This window comes from Vibrio sp. KMM 9700, from assembly GCF_058545285.1.
The window spans coordinates 212,498-232,789 of record NZ_CM178589.1; the positions used below are offsets into that span (position 1 = coordinate 212,498).

The 20,292-nt window shown below is 42.7% G+C and carries 11 protein-coding genes; 3 read left to right on the plus strand and 8 right to left on the minus strand.

The window, feature by feature from the left end; genetic code table 11:
• Positions 1-136: 136 nt before the first annotated feature.
• The 8 genes from AC2VOY_RS00955 to AC2VOY_RS00990 form a co-directional block, all read right to left on the minus strand.
• On the minus strand, positions 137-685 hold the full coding sequence (locus tag AC2VOY_RS00955) for a cell division protein ZapC domain-containing protein (RefSeq protein ID WP_491831769.1): 549 nt from the start codon (positions 683-685) through the stop codon (positions 137-139).
• A 264-nt stretch (positions 686-949) separates the two neighbouring features.
• Positions 950-1,960, minus strand: a complete 1,011-nt coding sequence (gene pyrD, locus AC2VOY_RS00960) for a quinone-dependent dihydroorotate dehydrogenase (RefSeq protein ID WP_491831770.1) — start codon at positions 1,958-1,960, stop codon at positions 950-952.
• Positions 1,961-2,050: 90 nt separating this feature from the next.
• Positions 2,051-6,943: an NAD-glutamate dehydrogenase gene (locus AC2VOY_RS00965; protein ID WP_491831771.1), complete on the minus strand. Its 4,893-nt coding sequence runs from the start codon at positions 6,941-6,943 to the stop codon at positions 2,051-2,053.
• A gap of 290 nt (positions 6,944-7,233) precedes the next feature.
• Positions 7,234-9,870: an aminopeptidase N gene (gene pepN / locus AC2VOY_RS00970; RefSeq protein ID WP_491831772.1), complete on the minus strand. Its 2,637-nt coding sequence runs from the start codon at positions 9,868-9,870 to the stop codon at positions 7,234-7,236.
• Positions 9,871-10,079: 209 nt separating this feature from the next.
• A complete protein-coding gene (locus AC2VOY_RS00975) occupies positions 10,080-10,889 on the minus strand; it encodes a hypothetical protein (RefSeq protein ID WP_491831774.1) in 810 nt (269 codons plus the stop codon).
• Between the two features lie 167 nt (positions 10,890-11,056).
• Entirely contained in the window at positions 11,057-13,063 is a 2,007-nt protein-coding gene (gene prc / locus AC2VOY_RS00980) for a carboxy terminal-processing peptidase (protein WP_491831775.1), read from the minus strand.
• A 15-nt stretch (positions 13,064-13,078) separates the two neighbouring features.
• Positions 13,079-13,735, minus strand: coding sequence for an RNA chaperone ProQ (gene proQ, locus AC2VOY_RS00985; protein WP_491831776.1), 657 nt, complete (start codon positions 13,733-13,735; stop codon positions 13,079-13,081).
• Positions 13,736-13,839: 104 nt separating this feature from the next.
• Positions 13,840-14,337, minus strand: a complete 498-nt coding sequence (locus tag AC2VOY_RS00990) for a GAF domain-containing protein (RefSeq protein ID WP_491831777.1) — start codon at positions 14,335-14,337, stop codon at positions 13,840-13,842.
• Between the two features lie 258 nt (positions 14,338-14,595).
• Here AC2VOY_RS00990 and AC2VOY_RS00995 point away from each other — a divergent pair, with 258 nt between their 5' ends.
• The 3 genes from AC2VOY_RS00995 to rsmF all read left to right on the plus strand — a co-directional run bounded on the left by AC2VOY_RS00995 (position 14,596) and on the right by rsmF (position 20,240).
• Entirely contained in the window at positions 14,596-15,957 is a 1,362-nt protein-coding gene (locus tag AC2VOY_RS00995) for a PqiA/YebS family transporter subunit (protein ID WP_491831778.1), read from the plus strand.
• A 2-nt stretch (positions 15,958-15,959) separates the two neighbouring features.
• Positions 15,960-18,611 (plus strand): MlaD family protein, encoded by a 2,652-nt coding sequence (locus AC2VOY_RS01000; protein WP_491831779.1) that lies wholly within the window; start codon positions 15,960-15,962, stop codon positions 18,609-18,611.
• A gap of 162 nt (positions 18,612-18,773) precedes the next feature.
• A complete protein-coding gene (gene rsmF, locus AC2VOY_RS01005) occupies positions 18,774-20,240 on the plus strand; it encodes a 16S rRNA (cytosine(1407)-C(5))-methyltransferase RsmF (protein WP_491831780.1) in 1,467 nt (488 codons plus the stop codon).
• The last annotated feature ends 52 nt before the right edge of the window (positions 20,241-20,292 follow it).

Below are 20,292 nucleotides of genomic sequence, written 5' to 3' on the forward strand. Positions count from 1 at the left end.
AAGTTAAATAAGGCTAAAGATCACAATGCTAAAGAATGAGAATTTAACGAAAAAAGGACGAGGAAAAGTGATAACGCTTAGAAAATGGAAGCGATAAAGAAAGGTGTTACCTATTAAGCGCAAGTTTTATATCTGATTAACCAACTTTTGCCCACATATCTGATTGCAACGCAAAGTTAATATCTGCTTCAATAAAGCGATTATTCATCACCCGAATCGGCTCAGCAAAAGTTAGATGTTTATCTTCAGCTAAAACGAAACCGTCTAGATCTAACGCAAGGCATAAACTTGCCTTCTCTTCCACATCAACGGTTAAGAAGTGACCTTGGTTAAATGCATTGCTTAATTGATAAAAAACGCCTTCTTCTGGCTCAAGCATTAAATCTTGCATATCAAAAAACCAAGACTTAGGTTGGACGGGTTTATGAAAACGTTTTGCAGCCGTTGCGTTAACAGCCAATTCAATTTGTTGCGCAGGTGTTAATTCTAAATCACGAACTTGTTCAATAAAAAGAGTCATCGCGGTTGAATCTTCAAAATCAAATTCATTTTCTTGAAATGCACTTGGAATCAAACACAGTTTAGGTAAACTGACTTTTACGTCATCCTCACCTTCCACTGCAAGGTATAAAGATGCGTTCGCGTCATCAAAATACCAATGGCTAATATTTAAAGGATTAATCATTGCCTCTCTCTCACTCCCTGATGGTGAAGCTAAAAATTAGATATACATCTATTTTACTATATTTTTATAAAAAAAAAAGGGACATTGATGCCCCTAATTTGATCTAGCTCCTTGATTCGATAAATTTATTGCGACTTTGTTATATAAAAGTAATTATTTCTGCCAAAGACATCAAATTTATCAATAAAAGCTCATGTAATATTGAAAGTTTATATATAAAATAGGTCCTTTCTCATATATTCCTTTATCAAGCGCTAAAAAGTCTTACAAAGATTTAACAATATCTTTCACAAGCCCTGGACCGTGATAAATAAAACCAGAATACACTTGGACCAATTTCGCGCCCGCCATCAGCTTTTCTTTTGCCGCCACTGCGCTATCAATCCCGCCAACACCAATAATTGGGATCGCTTCCCCTAATTCTTGATAAAGCGCTTTAACAACTTCTGTGCTACGAGATTGGAGTGGACGGCCACTTAAACCGCCCGTTTCATTCGCATGTTTTAAACCTTCAACAAGTGAGCGATCAAGTGTCGTATTGGTTGCAATGACACCGTCAATTTTATGTTTTTTCAATGAATCACAAATTTGAACTAATTCTTCGTCACTTAAATCAGGGGCAATTTTAAGCGCCAGCGGAACATATTTATCATGTAAAGTGGCAAGCTCTGCTTGTTTAGCTTTTAATGCTGATAATAATTCATCTAGGGCTTCACCATATTGAAGCGTGCGCAGTCCTGGAGTATTTGGTGAAGAAATATTTGCCGCGATATAGCCTGCATGTGGATACACTTTCTCCATACAAATTAAATAATCTTGCGTGCCTTCTTCAATTGGCGTGTCTTTATTCTTACCAATATTAATTCCCAAGATCCCATCAAATTTGATCCCTTGGATATTTTCAATCAGCTTATCCACACCTTCGTTATTAAATCCCATGCGGTTAATTAAACCTTCTGCTGGCAATAAACGGAAAATACGCGGTTTATCATTCCCCGGTTGTGGTCGCGGCGTCACCGTTCCAACTTCGACAAAGCCAAAGCCCATTTTTCCAAAGGCATCGACACATTCGCCGTTTTTATCTAGACCTGCAGCCAAACCGACTGCATTTTTAAAGGTTAAGCCCATCACTTCCACTGAGCGATGCGGTAAATTTTGTGAATAGAAAATATCGAGCGGTGTGTGCGTGAAGCGTTTGAAATTACTAATAGCGAGTTCGTGAGCCGTTTCTGGATCGAACTGAAAAAGACCTGTACGAGCAATGCGATAAAGCATGGATGATGCCTCCAAAATAAAGAAACCCCGGCAATGACAAAGCTATTTTATTTAAAATAAATTTAGCCACTGCAAACGGGGTCATATTATTTACTGATTTGTCGAACAATTCAAATTTAAAAGCATTAATTCTCGCAATGCGACTGAAAATTTTGCAGATTCATGGGTACTCCCGACATTAAACTCAGTCAAAATAGCCTCCCAACGCCCCAGCGCCTCTTTATGCTCGTGCATCCAGTGACTTAAACTTTGACTGACAAGCTCGCTTTCCTCAATCTTAGTTTGCGCAAGTGTCGTAAAGGACTCACATTGCAGCACTTGAACCGTAAGCTGTCTTTGCTGCCAATCCAAATCTTCTCGAAAACTTGCGCGCGCCAACGCTTGCCAATGGTTTTCTACAGATTGCTGATTAATCTGTTTTAAGAAGCTATGTAGCGAGAGCTTATCACCGAGCAAGAAATATAAACGAGTCGCCACAGAAATACTCACCCCAGCTTCCACTGCCACACGGTTCATATCCAAGGCGCTATACAAGCTACTAAAGCATGAGATACGCACCGCGAGGTCTTGTGGTACCCCTTGTGCTTGCCATTTTTTCGCCTGTTGCTGATGCTCTTTGAGCTCTTTCGCCACCAGCACGTCATCAAGATGCTCAACCACCCAAGTCACATCCGCTTTAAAGGTATCAATCACTTCGGCTAAACTTGTGACACTTAAGCGGTTACGCAAAAGCCAGCGGCTAATACGGCGGATCATACGGCGCAGTTCACTTAAAAGCTCATATTGCAGCGCACTGTTTACCTTGTTATCGAGTTGGCGGATCTGCTCAAATACCGCACCAAAATCAAAAATCTCACGTGCGCAGCTATAAGCATGTAAGATATATTCAACATCCGCGCCGGTTTCATCCACCATACGCATGACATAAGTCGCCCCCATTTCATTGACCACTTGGTTGGCAAGCGAAGTGGCTATTAGTTGTGGGCGCAATGAGTGCTGCGCAATCGCACTTGCATAGGTCTTACGGATCTTACTTGGGAAGTAATGACTCAAATGGCTTTCATAATAGCTATCTTGCGTGATCCCCTCGACAATCAGCTGCTCTTTTAACACCATTTTGGCATAGGCTACTAGGACAGCAAGCTCAGGACGAGTTAGCCCTTGCCCTTGCTTTTCACGCTCAAGTAAGGTTTCATCATCTGGAAGATATTCCAAAGCGCGATCCAGCTTATCTTGCTTCTCTAGCGCATGGATAAAGCGCAATTGAGTCTTAAGCTGATCACTTCCTTGCCATTGGGTGACTGAAATGGACTCAGCTTGTAAGTAAGCATCTTCTAATACAATCTGTCCAACTTCATCTTCCATGCTCTCGAGCACTTGATTGCGCTGTTTTAGCGTCAAATCGCCCGCTGCAACCAATGAGTTGAGTAAGATCTTGATATTAACTTCATTATCCGAGCAATCCACCCCGCCAACGTTATCCACAAAATCAGTATTCACACGTCCGCCATGCAGTGCATATTCCATACGCGCACGTTGGGTCATCCCAAGGTTGCCGCCTTCACCCACAATCTTAGCCCCAAGCTCACTGCCATTGACGCGTAAGTTATCATTGGCGCGATCGCCCACATCGATATGGGTTTCGCTTGTCGCTTTCACATAAGTGCCAATGCCGCCATTCCAGAGCAAGTCGACTTGCATTTGCAATAAGGCTTTGATCAGCTCATTTGGCGCCAGTGATGTTTTTTGGGTATTAAGCATGGCTTGAATTTGCGGGCTTAACTTAATCGACTTGGCTTTACGTGAGAAAATACCACCGCCTTCTGAAATCAGCGACTTGTCGTAATCTTCCCAGCTTGAGCGCGGCAGATTAAATAAACGTTCACGCTCGACATAACTTTTCGCAGCATCTGGATTTGGGTCAATAAAGATATGTAGATGGTTAAATGCGGCTTGCAAACGTATATGTTTAGATAACAACATCCCGTTGCCAAACACATCCCCAGCCATGTCACCAATTGCGATACAGGTAAAGTCCGTGGTTTGGCAATCGACGCCCATTTCTCTAAAGTGGCGTTTGACGGACTCCCATGCACCTTTTGCGGTGATCCCCATGGCTTTGTGATCATACCCATTGGAGCCGCCAGAGGCGAAAGCATCGCCAAGCCAGAAGTTATATTCTGCCGAGACTTGGTTGGCTAAATCAGAAAAAGTTGCCGTACCTTTATCCGCAGCAACCACAAGGTACGCATCATCCTCATCATGACGCACCACGTTTTTCGGCGCGACAATCTTCTCATCGATAATGTTATCCGAGACATCAAGCAATGCGCGAATAAAGGTTTGATAGCAGCGCTGGCCTTCGGCAAAAATAGCGTCGCGTCCTTGGCATAAATGCTGACGTTTACACACAAAGCCGCCCTTTGCGCCCACAGGCACAATCACGGTATTTTTCACTTGCTGCGCTTTGACTAATCCTAAAATTTCAGTGCGAAAATCTTCTGGGCGATCCGACCAACGTAAACCGCCACGCGCCACCTTGCCGCCACGTAAGTGCACCCCTTCCACATCCGGCGCATAAACAAAGATTTCAAATGCAGGCACTGGCGCTGGAATTTCGGGGATCTGTTTTGGACTTAGCTTAATCGATAGCCAAGGTTTAAACTCACCATTTGCCAATGTTTGGAAATAGTTGGTGCGCAAACTTGCCTGCATCATCTCTAAATAGCGTCTTAAGATGCGGTCATCATCAAGACTCTCGACACGCTCTAGCTCAGCAATAAATTTTTCTTCAAGCTTTTCCAGTGCACTTTGACGACTTTTCGCCTTTGGATCAAAACGCTTGGTAAAGTATTCCACCAAACGTTTTGCAAGCATTGGATAAGCGGTTAAAGTCTCTTCAATATATTGCTGACTAAATGGGAAGCCAACTTGACGCATATAACGTGCATAGGCGCGTAAGATAGTAATTTCGCGGCCATTAAGATCCGATGCTAACAATAAACGGTTAAAGCCATCATTTTCCAGTGCGCCTTGCCAAACTTTCGCAAAAGCATCTTGGAAATTATCACGCACTTTATTAAGGTCAAGCGCCTTGGCCGTGTATTGCATGGAAAAATCTAAAACCCAAAACACGCTGCCGTCTTGCTTTTGAATTTGATATGGGGATTCACCAATCACGACCAAGCCAAAGTTCTCCAACATAGGCATCACATCTGAAAGATGAATTGGCTCATCCTTATGGTAAAGCTTTAAACGCACAGATTTAGAATCAATTGCTTCTTCTTGTGGGCGATAAAATAGCATTTCCAGCTTATGCGTATCGGTTAACGACTCTAAACGCTCGACATCTGCCACAGCTGTCGCCCCCGCAAGGGTCACTTCTTTATAAGATGGCGGAAAGGCCCCTTGATAGGCTTTTGCAATTTGTGTGCCTTTGTTTTCGCCAAAACTTTGGAGCATGGATTCTTTTAATCTATCATCCCAACTGGTTGAAATTTCCATTAAATTCTTCTCGATTAGGGAAACATCTATATCTACATCATGCGTGCTATCCACTCTGACTATATAATGGGTGCGCGCAAGTGGACTTTCAGAGAAATAAGTCGTGAATTCCACTTCTTGATCGGTTTTAAAATAGCGTTTAAACAAGGCTTGGGTTTGGATCCGCAGCGCTGTGGTATAACGCTCTTTGCTGACATACACCATGCAACTAAAGAAGCGGCCAAACGGATCGGGACGCACAAACAAACGCAATAAGTCTCTATCTTGCATCTGCACCACACCCATGCCGACTTCAAGCAGTTCATCTTCACCTGCTTGCAAGAGCTCATCGCGCGGATAGTTTTCAAGGATATTATGCAGCGCCTTCCATGAGTGTGAGCCGCGAAGATAGCTACTGTTATCTAAAATGCGCGCGACTTTATCGCGGATCAGCGGGATATTTTCAACACTTTGGTTATACACAGCAGAGGTATATAAACCGGTAAAGCGATACTCACCAATCACCTTGCCTTTATCATCAAACTTTTTGATCCCGATATAATCTGTATACGCAGGACGGTGGATCCGTGACTGGGCATTGCCCTTGGTGAGAATTAACAGCTCAGCTTTACGCGCTTCTAAACGCGCTGATTGAGAGAACTCAGACAATTTAGTCGTGCGCACGCGCCCATCGACTTTAAAAATCCCAAGCGGGGCTTGCTTGGTTGGCAATAATGCCTCTTCGCCTTCATCTTCGCCGAGAATAAACTCTTTGTAGCCCATAAAGGTAAAGTTATGATCCCCAAGCCAATCTAAAAAGGCTAAAGCTTCTTCAAGGCGCTCTTTACCTATAGGCAAATGTTTATGCGCTTTGATCTCATCTATCACTTGATTTAAGCTTTTGACCATTGGCTCCCAGTCTTGAACCACGAGCTTCGTATCTTCTAGCACAGATAGCAGCTCAGCTTGCAAGGCTTGCATTTGCTTGGCATCATCAATTCTATCTATCTCAATATGAAAAAGAGAAAAACGCCCGCCTTTATCTTGGGCGACGGACTTGATCTCACCTTTTGTATCCACTTCTACTTGCAACGGCGCATTCGCCATAAAGTGGCTGGTTAAACCGCAGCGCATCAAGGTCATTTTGATTGAGTCGACTAGAAATGCCATATCTGGCAGAACAATTTCGACCACGGTATGACTGGATTTCCAACCATTTTGACGCAAGCTTGGGTTGAACACCTTCACAGAGGGTTTGAGGTCAGTTTTTTTAGCTTGCGTCATAGATTCAGCCTGCGCTTGCAAGTGTTGCCAGAGGCTAACCACGGCGCCGAATAAGTCTGCTTCTTGACGTGGCAGTAAATCAGTATGTGAAACATTGGAAAATAAAGCATGGGAGAGATTCACCACAAATGGTTGCGTTTTTTTATCGAGTTTATCTGCAATCAATTGAGTGACTTTTTCTAGAATAACAGGGGCAATATATTCACGTGTCGGCATAAGGTTGTAACTCCAACATTGGATTAAATTCGCCTTATTCTAAAAGACTTATCTTGTTGAAGTTAAATGTTTTTAGTGGAATATTAGATATATGTTATAAAAATGTGAGCAACATTGGTTTTATTGACTTTGGCATGCCTAGTTGAGCCAAACTTTATCTTTCGGCATGCTTTTTGAATATTTAAATATAATGACATACTAAGCGCACTAAACGAAAAACTTGGCGCATAAAAAAGCAGCCTTAGTTCCCCTTGGCTGCTTTGAATTTATGCTATGTCTAGGCTTATCGCTTAGATAGATAAGGCTTTATTGATCTTCTCAAACAAATCTTTGGCTAAGTTGTCTAGCCCTGCGAGTTTTTCAAGCTCAGCGCGGATCAAGTCTTGGCGAGTTTCATCATATAAACGATATTTTAGTAAAGGATCGATCATACGTGACGCCACTTGTGGATTAGTTTTATTTAGCTTAGCTAAAATTTCACCCGCAAAGGCATAACCCGAACCATCCAGCGCATGGAAATTGACTGGGTTTTGGTTAAAGAAAGCGCCCACCAAACTGCGCGTGCGGTTTGGATTACTCAAACTAAAGGCAGAGTGTGACATGGTCGCTTTGACTTGCTCCAGTGCATTTGACACAGGGTTTGAGCCTTGCAGCATAAACCATTTATCCATCACTAAGCCATCGTGTGACCACTTGTCACTGAAATCTTGCATCAAACGCTCACGGCAAGATAGTTGCGCTTGGTTTGCAGCGCTCATCGCCGCCATGGTATCTGTCATATTGTTTGCCGCTTGGTATTGCGCTGTCACAAGTGCTTCACCTAGCTCTGTATGCGCCAAGTAACTCAAACATAGGTTACGTAGGCTACGCTTACCAATTGACGCATGCGAAATATCATAACGCTCTTGTTTAAGTGAATGATAAATCGCTGTGAACTCATCGCTCATGGCATCGGCAAGAGTTTTCTTAATAAAGCCAAGGCTTGCGTCAATGCCGTCTACTTGAATTGGAGTTTGCCAACCTGCGACTTCGTTGGCACTTGGCAGGCTAAGCATTTGCGCAATGAAAGCAGGCTCTAACGTCTCACTTAAAAGTGCGCCGCGCAATGCGTCAATCACAGACTCTGGTAAGTCCATCTCACGCTTATCTGCAAAGGCTTGAATATTGGCGCGAATGTATTTCGCCATTAAGCTTTGCGCGCTGTCCCAACGTGCAAATTCATTTTGGCTATGCACCATCAGCGTCATGAGATCGGCATCTGAATAATCATAGCTGACTTTCACTGGCGCAGAGAATTCAGCAAATAACGCAGGCACGATATCCTCTGCCATGTTTTCAAACACAAAAGTTTGGCTTGCTTTAGTAAAGTCTAAAATTACATCTTGAGTTTGTGTATCCGCACGCTTAAAGCCTGGTAATTCAATCGCGTCACCTGCTTTAGTATATAAACCTAAACGCAGCGGAATATGCAGTGCTTGTTTTTCTGCTTGATCTAGGGTTGGCTTGGTTTCTTGAGTAAGACTTAAAGTCCAAGTTTGCGCCGCGCTGTCGTATTCACTGCTTGCAGTGACTTCTGGCGTCCCCGATTGGCTATACCATAAACGGAATTGTTTTAAGCATACGCCGGAGGCATCTTCCATCGCACTGACAAAATCTTCACAAGTTGCAGCCGTGCCATCATGGCGTTTCACATATAGCTGCATGCCTTTTTGGAAGTTTTCTTCTCCAAGTAAAGTATGGATCATGCGGATCACTTCACTGCCCTTTTCATACACAGTTAAGGTATAGAAGTTATTCATTTCGATAACTTTTTCAGGGCGAATGGGGTGTGACATTGGGCTTGCATCTTCAGCAAACTGCGGACCACGAATGATGCGTACATTATCAATACGGTTCACCGCGCGTGAGCCGAGATCAGATGAAAACTCTTGATCGCGGAACACGGTTAAACCTTCTTTAAGGCTTAATTGGAACCAGTCTTGACAAGTAATACGGTTGCCTGTCCAGTTATGGAAGTATTCATGCCCAATCACAGCTTCAATCCCAAGATAATCTTGGTCGGTCGCAGTCGTGTCATTGGCAAGCACATATTTAGAGTTAAAGACATTTAAGCCCTTGTTCTCCATTGCGCCCATATTAAAGAAGTCCACCGCAACAATCATATAAATATCGAGATCGTACTCGAGGCCAAAGCGATCTTCATCCCATTTCATCGCATTTTTCAGCGAGGTCATGGCATGTGGCGCGCGATCTAGGTTGCCTTTATCAACAAAAATCTCTAGCGCTACATCACGTCCAGACTTGGTCACAAAGTGATCACGCAAGACATCAAAGTCACCCGCGACCAAAGCAAATAAATAGCTAGGCTTAGGATGCGGATCGGCCCAGGTCACCCAGTGTTTGCCATCTTCAAGCGCACCTTCTTTAACTTTATTACCGTTACTTAAGAGATATGGGTAGTCATTTTGGCTTGCAATGATAGTTACTGTATATTTAGCCAGTACATCTGGACGATCGAGGAAATAGGTAATACGACGGAAACCTTCGGCTTCACATTGGGTACAAAATGCACCGCCTGACTTATATAAACCTTCCAGCGCAGTGTTGGCACTTGGGTTAATGCTGTTTTCAATGCTAAGTTTAAAATTATCAGGCAGGTTTTTTAAGATAAGTTGGGTGTCGGTCTGCTCATAGTCCGTCCATTTCTTGTCATCAACCATAAGGCTCAAGAGTTCAAGCCCTTCACCATCTAAGATTAAGGTGTCACCTTGGGTTTGACGGCGTACTTGTGAGATAGCGGTGACGAGCGTGTTGGTATCATCAAGCTCAAAGGTTAAATGCAGATCATCAATGGTATAAGTCGATGGAGTATAGTCTTTGCGGTATTTTGCTTGAGGCTGCAAAGTCGCGGAAGCTGTGTCGCTCATTGTATATCCTTATTCTTGATTATTTTTAGTCTCCTTCACTTTATGGAATAAAAGACAATAATTCAAGCGAGCAACAAGGATGCATGCAGGATATATGCTTAATTTAATAGGAATATATGCTAATCGATTTAAATCTAAGCAGTTTCACCGATATGAATACTTAGTGTATATGAGCCACTAGAGGTTTTGGGGGGTATCGGTTTTGGGGTTTACGGGTTCATCGTCACTAATTGCATTTCAATATTATAACTTTTTAAGATCAAACGATTATCTTGAAAACGAAACTTAGTATAAAACTCACCGTTTTCGTATAAGAATACCAAACGATCACCGGTGACAATGTAAATCCCATCAACCGCTTTACTTTTACCCGACTTGGTGCGGTTAATAAAATTAAAATAAAAATCATCGTACAGCCATATTTCAACAAAGTCTGTTTGCTCAATATTTTGCTGATTGCCAATGAGTTTGGTACTTGCCCAGTGCCCTAACAGCTCTTTTGGCATAGTTTTATAATACATGTTGCCATTGAGATAAAGCTGATTGTAATTAAGATAATAGTCGAGCTTCTCGCCCCAATGTGACAAGTTACCAAAGCGCATTTGCTGATTATTCATCTGATAGCGGCCTTGATCAAAGGTCACATGCTCGGCATTTTGATAGCTGTAATATTCATAATCAAAATTTGGCTTAAGCTCAAGCCAAACCGTTAAATCCTCCCCATTTGGGCGCTGCTGTTTATGCAGCCATTGGCCAAGTAACATAGGGTTGGGGAATAATGAAATATAGGTTTCGTCATCAAAGCTGCGTTGATAATCATCTTCTTCTGCTTGCAACCTTTGCTCTGTCTCAAGCTCAGTTTCAAGGCTCGGATCATCGACCATTGCACCTTGTTCTAGGATTGGCATTTGAAGCAAAGGTGAATCTTTCTCTACTCGCGCCATATTATTCGCAAAGCTGGCAGCGCTCGGGAGCAACAAGGAGCTGATTAAAAGAATTCGAGTAGAAGAGTACAACATATATCACCAGGGTTTAGGGGCAGTTTGCTATCTATAAGCTTAAACTGTATTGCAAAAAAAAGCGACCTCAGGATGAAGTCGCTTAGATATTAAATGTTTTATGTCATCAAAAGGTTAGCAAATAAAATAAAACTAAACTTTTCACTGAAAAAGTGATCAGAATATGCTTACTTTGAAATAATATCTGCCGTGATCGCTACCGCTTCTTCAAGGAAAGCATCTGGGCTTTCGTAATCTTTGGGCACATCGTCGATATCTTTATAGATTTCTTTGCCTGCAGCTTTTTGCCTTAGGTTGATGCGCTCAAGCGATTTTGCTTCAGCCTTATCTGCTTTTTCTTTTCGGATCTTCTCATTTAAAGAGATATAATTATCATCTTTTTCAGCTTTATATTCTTCTATATCTTGGAGGATATATTGGAATTCTTTGCTTTGAGCAATACGCGCCGTATGCTTGGCTTGCAAGTCTTGAATTAAAGACTGAAGCTTAGCATCTGTCGTCACTTTATCGTAACTTGCCGGCTTGATTTGATCCCAAGGTAAAGCATTATCTTCAACGCTTTCCCCTGTTTCAGATGCGTCTACCGCTGTTGGGAAGGCAATATCTGGCACCACACCTTTTTCTTGGGTACTGCCGCCGTTAATGCGATAGAACTTTTGAATCGTGTACTGCACATAACCTAACTCTTTATCAAATACATCTAAGATGTCATTGAGTGAGCGGTGCTGCTGAACCGTACCTTTACCAAAACTGTTTTCACCGACAATCACTGCGCGATCATAGTCTTGCATCGCTGCGGCAAAAATCTCTGAAGCAGACGCACTGTAGCGGTTAATCAGAACTGTCATTGGCCCATCATAAGCAGCAACCCCATCAGGGTCGACATTAATATTGACACGTCCATAACTGTCACGCACTTGCACAATCGGGCCTTTCTTAATGAATAAACCAGACATACCCGTCGCTTCGGTTAAAGCGCCACCACCATTGTTGCGTAAATCAACAACGATGCCGTCAACATCTTGCTTTTTCAGCTCGCTAATTAGCTTGCTTGTATCTTGGGTTAGGCCAACATAGAAACTTGGGACCTCAAGGACACCAATTTTCTTATTACCAACGCTCATCACTTTTGATTTGACAGCGTTTTCTTCAAGGCGGATTTTGTCACGCTTAATGGTGACCACATGAGTCTTGGCGTCTTTACCTTCAGGTAAAATTAACAGGCGAACTTTCGAACCTTTTGGCCCTTTAATTAGCTCAACCACATCATCCAAGCGCATGCCGATAATATCAACCATTTCACCTTTTTCTTGACCGACGCTTAGGATCTGATCCCCTTCTTTCAGCTCTTTTGACATAGCAGCGGGGCCGCCAGGCACAAGAGAACGAATCGTGGTGTAATCATCACCGGCTTGCAAAACAGCGCCAATCCCTTCTAGTGAAAGACTAATTTCCGATTGGAATTCTTCAGCATTTCGAGGGGACAGATAGCTTGTATGCGGGTCGACTTGACGTGCGAATGAGTTCATATAAATTTGGAACACATCTTCACTATGGGCTTGGGTTAAACGCTTAATCGCATTGTTATAACGTTTACCAAGTAACTCTTGAATTTCTGGCCATTTTTTATCAGTCAGTTTCAAGTTTAGCGCGTCATATTTAACACGTTGGCGCCATAGTTCATCAAGTTCAGCTGTATTTTTTGGCCAAGCCGCTTCACTACGATCAAGCTCAATCTTCTCATCCGTATCAAACTTAATTTCTTTATCAAGTAAGGTTAAGGCATAAGCAAAACGCTCATAACGACGTTTTAAAGACAGGTTATACATGGCATAGGCTGCGCTGGTATCCCCTGATTTTAGCTGATCATCAAGCACATCTTTGTATTGGTCCATTTGCTTAATATCATCTTGAGTGAAGATATTACGGCTATAGTCCAAGTTATCAAGATAACGCGCATAGATAGCTTCTGAAAATTCGTCGTTTAAAATAAAGCGTTTATAATGAGATCGGGTAAACCTTGCTGCAACACGTTGACTTGCAGTCGCATGTTGAGACTCAGCTTTTAATACAGGAATAGCAGTTTCAGGTGTGGTCACCTCTAATGCTAAAACTGGTGATACTGCAAGCACGAGGCTCGCAGCGATCAATGATTTTTTAAATCGGCAATTCATGCGTAGGAAAGCTCCTTATACTCGCAAGTACTCCGCTTTTACAACCATTTGTAGGCCATTTTCAAGACGTACACGAACGTCGTCTTTATTGACTTCGACAATTGTTGCAGCCATGTTGCCCTGTCCCATATTGACATAAGCAGCTTTACCGATGGTTAACTCATCAGCATTTAAGGCACGAGTTTGAGCTTGCTGTAATTGTTGTTGTTTAGTTGTTTCAGATTTAGGCTTTTGACGCTTCGCCTGCGGCTTAGACGACTTGACCTTGCTAAACTTGCTGTCTTTATTTTTCGCTTGCTTCTCAGCTCGCGCTTTTTGAGCTTGCTCTTTACGACGAGCAGCAACACGCGCTTTACTTTCTGCAAGTTCTTTTTGAGCATGATCGACATGTTCTTGCTCAATTTCACCACAAGCTTGACCATCAAGATCAACACGAACTGCGCCAGCTTTAACACCATGGAGATAACGCCAAGATGATGTATATTGACGTAACGCTGCACGTAATTGGGTTTTACTGACTTTAGGATCGTCTTTTAGACGTTCAGCAAGTTCTTGAAAGATACCAATTTTTAATGGCTTCGCTTCACCTTCTAGAGTAAAGCATGAAGGGAAACTTTGTGCAATATAAGCGATAACTTCTTTGGTGTTTTTTAACTTTTCAGTGTTTTCCATGAGGATTCCTGGTTAATGCGATAAACGCACGGATGTTCTTATAGTAAATATTTGTCGCTATTATAAAGACTTGGCGCATAAAAACCACCAACAAGTGCAAATTATCATGCCTTTTGATTAGATTGGAGGCGATTTTCTACGTCTTTCATTAATTTAGTTAAGCCAATCTCATCTTCTAAATCAAATCTTGCAATCTCTGGGCTATCTATATCTAGAACACCGACCAGTTTGCCGTCAATCGAAAATGGCACAACGATTTCAGAATTACTGCGTGCATCACAGGCAATATGCCCAGCAAATGCATGCACATCTTCCACACGTTGGACTTGCATTTCTTTCGCCGCAGTACCGCAAACGCCGCGACCCATAGGTATACGGATGCAAGCTGGGTTGCCTTGGAACGGTCCAAGTACAAGTTCGTCTTTGGTTTCATCATAAAGATAAAAACCAACCCAGTTGATATCAGAAAGTTCTAAATTAAGCAGCGCACTGATATTGGCAAGATTTGCAATCAAATTTGGCTCACCTTCAATTAAAGCCGAAATTTGAGCACTCATCGTTTGATAGTCTTTTAGCTTGGCGCTGTCTTGTTGCTGTTGCATGCGTACATCCATTTATAAAACAAAATAATCTAAGTATTTAATATCTGCGACTCAAGCGGCTAATTATTAACCAAAAAATAACCAATTGAAGATAAAAAACACAATTTACAAAAAATATAACTCATATTCTTTGAGATTAAGATAAAATACTTTTTAACAAATGAAAACATCTGTCTTTCGCAAAACACATGAAAAATATTGAAACGCAACTCAATAGACTCAAGATTGAAGGATATATTAAGGATAATATCACCCCCTATGCAAGTGCCTAATCTAGACCCAACGACACAAGTACCGGATTTAACCAGTGCGCAGCAAATGCTACATCAAGCACCACAAGATGAAGTGATTTGCTCGGGTTGCGATCTCAAAGTCGCAGGTGAAAGCTTAGCTCAAGGGCACAATGCCCACTGTCCTCGCTGCGGCACAGAGTTATATCGCGGCTGTGAGCTCAGCCTGAATACAAATTTAATCTTAAGTATCACTTGCTTATTGCTCTTCATTCCAACCTTATATTTCCCTTTTATTGAAGTGCGACTGCTTAATGTGAACTTTTCTGCCAGTCTGCTTTCAGGCAGCATGATGCTGTTTGATGACGGCTTTGGTTGGCTTGCGACCTTAATTTTGTTTTGTAGTGTTTTTACCCCTTTGCTGGTGTTTGGCGGCGTGATTGGCGCACACTGGGGTTTACACACACGCCACTTTCGTACCTTTCACCTTTCTATGGGCGTTGTCAGTCTGTTTAAAAGCTGGCTAATGATAGATGTATTTTTAATCAGCATTGCCGTTTCCTATATTAAACTACGCGACTACGCAGATATAAGCTTTGAAGTTGGGCTGATCTTTCTCGTGATTTATCAGGTGTTTGCTGTCACAACTATTTTAAAGATTCGCGTTCGTCGCTATTGGGAGTTATGGCAACCCGCGCGCTCTTTTGCCTTTGCATACCAAATTCAAAATAAAACGGGAAAACAGCAGCCTTTAATTGAGCGTCATTGTAGTCATTGTCACCTCTCTCAACCCCATGGCCATCATTGTGTACGCTGTCTGGGCCGTATTTACCCTTCAAAGCCAAGATCGCTGCAAAAAACTTGGGCTTTTTTAATTAGCGCGGCAATATTCTTACCCGCTGCTAATTTATTGAACATTACGCAAGTCTTTAGTAATGGCGTGATTTATGAGGATACGATCATGTCTGGGGTGATCGCTTTCGTCGAATCTCACGCCCCAATGATTGCATTTATCATTTTCACCGCGAGTATTGCGATTCCATTTTTTAAAGTCGTGAGCTTAGTGTATATTCTGATTTGTATTCGTTTCAAAGTGAAAACAAAACACGCCTTTCGAATGAAGTTATTTGGACTGGTTCACTGGATTGGTAAATGGTCAGTCTTAGACTTATTTGTCATTACCATTATGGTAAACTTGCTCAATCGCGATCAATTATTAGATTTTGGCCCAGGCCCTGCTGCATTTGCTTTTGGGCTGGTCGTCATCTTCACCATGCTTGCTGCAGAATGTTTTGATACCAAACTGATTTGGAAAGACGTTACCCGCAGGCACAAGCACATAGATACTGATACACACGAAAATAATGAACATATGGATGTTGAGAACTAAGCATGAATCAAGATAAACCTGTTGTACTGCAACATGCTCAAAAAGTAAAAATCAAAAAGGAGCGAAAGATTTCGCCTTTATGGATTTTACCTATTTTAGCCTTTTGTTTAGCCGGCTGGCTGGGTTATAAAGCATATAGTGAAAAAGGTGACAGTGTCCAAATCTTATTTAGCGATGCCCAAGGCTTAGTTGAAGGACGCACCACTATTCGCTATCAGGGCCTTGAAGTGGGTGTGGTCAAAAAAGTCCGTCTTGCCGACAACCTTTCAGATATCTATGTCGATGCTGACATCTATCCAAATGCGACCAAACTTTTATCCGCCAATACGCGTTTTTGGCTGGTCAAACCAAGTGCTAGCCTTGAAGGCATCACTGGCTTAGATGCCCTTGTCTCGGGCAACTATATTGCGCTGCAACCTGCCAATGATATGGACAAGGAGCCAGAAGATTTTAAACCTGAATACATTGCGCTAGATAGCGAACCTTCAGATATCCGCTCTGCCAATGGTGTGACCTTTAACTTACGCTCTTCTGATCTCGCCTCTGTCAGCATTGGCTCACAAATTTTATATCGTAAGATCCCTATCGGTAAGGTGACCAACTATCAGTTGTCTGAAAATGCTAACTATGTACAGATCCAAGTCAGCATTAAAAAGCAATATGCGCATTTAATTAATAGCGACAGCCGTTTTTGGAATGTCAGCGGCCTTGGGGCAACGGTTGGGTTTGATGGTGTTGACATTCAACTTGAAAGTTTAACCTCGCTACTCATCGGCGGCATTTCAGTTGATTCGCCAAGTGGTGGTGAGCCGGTAGAAGAAGGCACAAACTTTAGACTTTACTCAAACCTAAAAACCGCAGGCCGCGGGATCCGCATCAATATCGAACTGCCTGATAACAGTGATATTAATGCCAACTCGCCTATCATGTATCGCGGCATTGAGGTCGGTCAGGTCACAGATGTGCACCTGTCGCGTCATAGTGAAAAAATCGTTGCTCAAGCTGCCATTGAGCCTGCCTTTACCGATACTTTAAATGAAGGCACAAAATTTATGCTCGAAGAGCCGCAGCTTTCATTTAGTAAAATGAAGAATATTGGCAACCTTTTTCGCGGTAACTTTTTAACTATAGTGCCGGGTGAAGGTGAAAGCTCACGCGATTTTGTCGCCTTGCGCAGCAACGAACTTAGCCAAAGTATTGCAAAATCAAGCAAAATAACGCTGACCGCCAACCATACCTTTGGCCTTGAACCAGGCGCTAGCGTCACCTATCGTGGGATCAATGTTGGCGCCGTGACAAAAGTTTACTTAGATAATGAAGAAATCAAATTTGACCTACTGATTGATAATCAATACATGCCGCTGATTAAATCTGAAAATCGCTTTTATGTTTCAGGTACTATTAGCGCAGGTTTTGCAGATGGTAAATTTGATCTTTCAGTGCCACCAGCAAAAAGCTTACTTGCCGGTGGGATCACCTTTGAAAGCCATGGCCAAGCAACAACGCGTAAAGAATTCCACTTATATAAGAGCCAATCACAATCTCAATTGGCAAAATATGAAGCCCAAGGCTCGAAGAAATTTACGCTGTATGCCGACAAGTTGCCTGGGATAAATAAAGGCAGCCCTGTGCTTTATCATAATATTGAAGTCGGCAAAGTCTCTGACTTTAAGCTTATTGATAACGGCGGCGTTGAGATTTCTTTACGCATCGAAAACCGTTATTTGAACTTGGTCAAATCCGACACTGTATTTTGGAATCGCTCTGGGGTGAAAGTCGCAGCAGGAATTACCGGCATTCAGGTTGAAGCTGACCCAATTTCAACGCTAGTACGTGGCGGGATTGCCTTTGATAGCTTAAATGGCGTTGAAAACAAGGCTGCCAATGGACGCTTTAAGCTTTATGATAGCTATAAAGAAGCGAGCCAATCTGGGCGTACAATTTATTTAACCATGCAAGACAATACAAGTGTTGCGCCGGGCGCTGCGATTAAATATCAAGGCGTTGCCGTAGGTGAAGTGATAGATGTGAACCCCGACTTTAACCGTGGCGGCGTGAAAGTAGCCGCACGTATTTTCCCAAAATATGTAAGCAGCATTGCACGCAGCGGCAGTCAATTCTGGGTCGCAACCCCAAGCATAGGTTTAGATGGTGCGAAAAACTTAGATGCGGTGATTAGCCCATATATTCAAGTTAAGCCATCGAAATCAAGCAAGGCTGCGACAAGCTTTAGCTTATCCAATGTGCCGCCAATCGAATCTGGCAAAATTTTCTACTTACAAAGCCTCTACAAAAACTCGCTCAAAGCCGGTGCGCCTGTGCTCTATCGCGGGTTTGAAGTCGGTAGCGTACGTAGTGTGGAATTAGGCAAACTCTCTGATCGCGTGATCAGCACGATTCAGATCAAACCTGAATTTGCACATTTGATCCGTAATAATACGGTGTTCTGGAATGCATCTGGCGTAAATCTTTCGATTAGCTTAGCTGGCGCAGATTTAAAAGCTGGCACGGTTGATAGCATCGTCCGAGGTGGCGTGAGTTTTGCTACCCCAGATGATGGCTTAAAATCACCAGCGCCGGCGAAGAAAACGTTCCTCTTAAATGACGAGCCGCAAGCTGAGTGGTTAAGTTGGCAAACGCCGATTCCAAAATAAGGCACAACGAATAAAATTGTGTTGATTTAAAATCCTCTCATCATTTTCAGTTGTATAGTTGAAAATAGATTGAGAGGATTTTTTATTTATCATTTAACAGTTGCGCCCCTTCCACGCAAAACTTAAAATCACCCCATTATTTATCAGCTCAAAGGTTTCCTTGTGCATCCAAATGTATTTATCCCCCAAACTTTCTTAGATATGGTTGAACAAACCATGCCAGCTCATCTTGATATGCAAGACTTCATTGCCGCCTGTCAACGTCCCTTGCGCCGCAGTATTCGCGTCAATACGTTAAAAATAAGCCGTGAAAATTTCTTAGCTTATGCCAAGACGCAAAACTGGACATTGAGTCAAATCCCTTGGTGTGAAGATGGCTTTTGGATTGAACGAGAAGATGAAACCACGCCTTTGGGCAATACCCCTGCGCATTTAAGCGGCCTTTTTTATATTCAAGAAGCAAGCTCTATGCTGCCCCCAACGGCTTTATTTGATAACAACAGCTCACCCAAATTAGTCTTAGATATGGCGGCAGCGCCTGGCTCTAAAACCACACAAATTGCCGCCTTGATGAATAATCATGGTGGCCTAGTGGCAAATGAATATGCAGCCAGTCGCGTGAAAGTGCTAAGCGCCAACGTACAGCGTTGCGGCGTGACCAATGCGGCGCTCACTCATTTTGATGCCAATGTCTTTGGAGACTGGCTACCTGAATCTTTTGATAGCATTTTGCTTGATGCGCCATGCTCAGGCGAAGGCACCATTCGCAAAGATGCCGATGCGATGAAAAACTGGAGCATTGAATCAACCTTAGAGATTGCCAATAAACAGTGCGAACTCATCGAAAGTGCGTTTCATGCTTTAAAACCTGGTGGCAGTTTGGTCTATTCTACATGTACGCTTAACGCAGATGAGAACCAAGCGGTGTGCCAACACTTAAAAGATAAATTTGCTGATGCAATTGAATTTGTACCTTTAGGCGATTTGTTTGATGGTGCAGACAAAGCCATGACCAAAGAAGGCTTCTTGCATGTTTATCCGCAGGTATTTGACAGTGAAGGTTTCTTTATTGCCAAGATGATAAAACGTGACAGCGTCACGAAAGAGCCGATTAAAAAGCGTTTGGGTAAATTCCCGTTTACGCCAATGTCAAAAGTCGATGCAAACGCCCTTGCCGATGCACTCACGCAAAGTTTTGATCTCTCAATTCCAGAAGATTTAAGTCTGTGGCAACGTGACAAAGAAGTTTGGCTTTTCCCTAAGGCCTTGGAAGGTTTTATTGGCGAAATGCGCTTTAGTCGTATTGGCTTAAAACTGGCCGAAAGTATTCTTGCGCCAAACCGTAAGCCAAAGAAAAACCAAAGTCCGTATCGTTGGCAGCATCAAGGGATCATCGCCCTGTCTAACCAAATTAAGCCAAGCCTGAAATCCGTTGAACTCTCAACCGAGCAAGCGCGTGATTGGTATATGGGGCGTGATATACGTTTAGAAGATGGACAAGAGAAAACAGAGAGTCCAGAGGCTTTGCTCTTTTATCAAGAAACCTGTATTGGCGCGGCAAAATGGGTAAGTAATCGACTCAAAAATACGCTTCCACGCGAGTTAGTCCGCGATCAGCATTTGTTTTAAGCACTGACGAATTGTTTTATCAAGATAACTAAAACAGGGGAAATAGACTGGA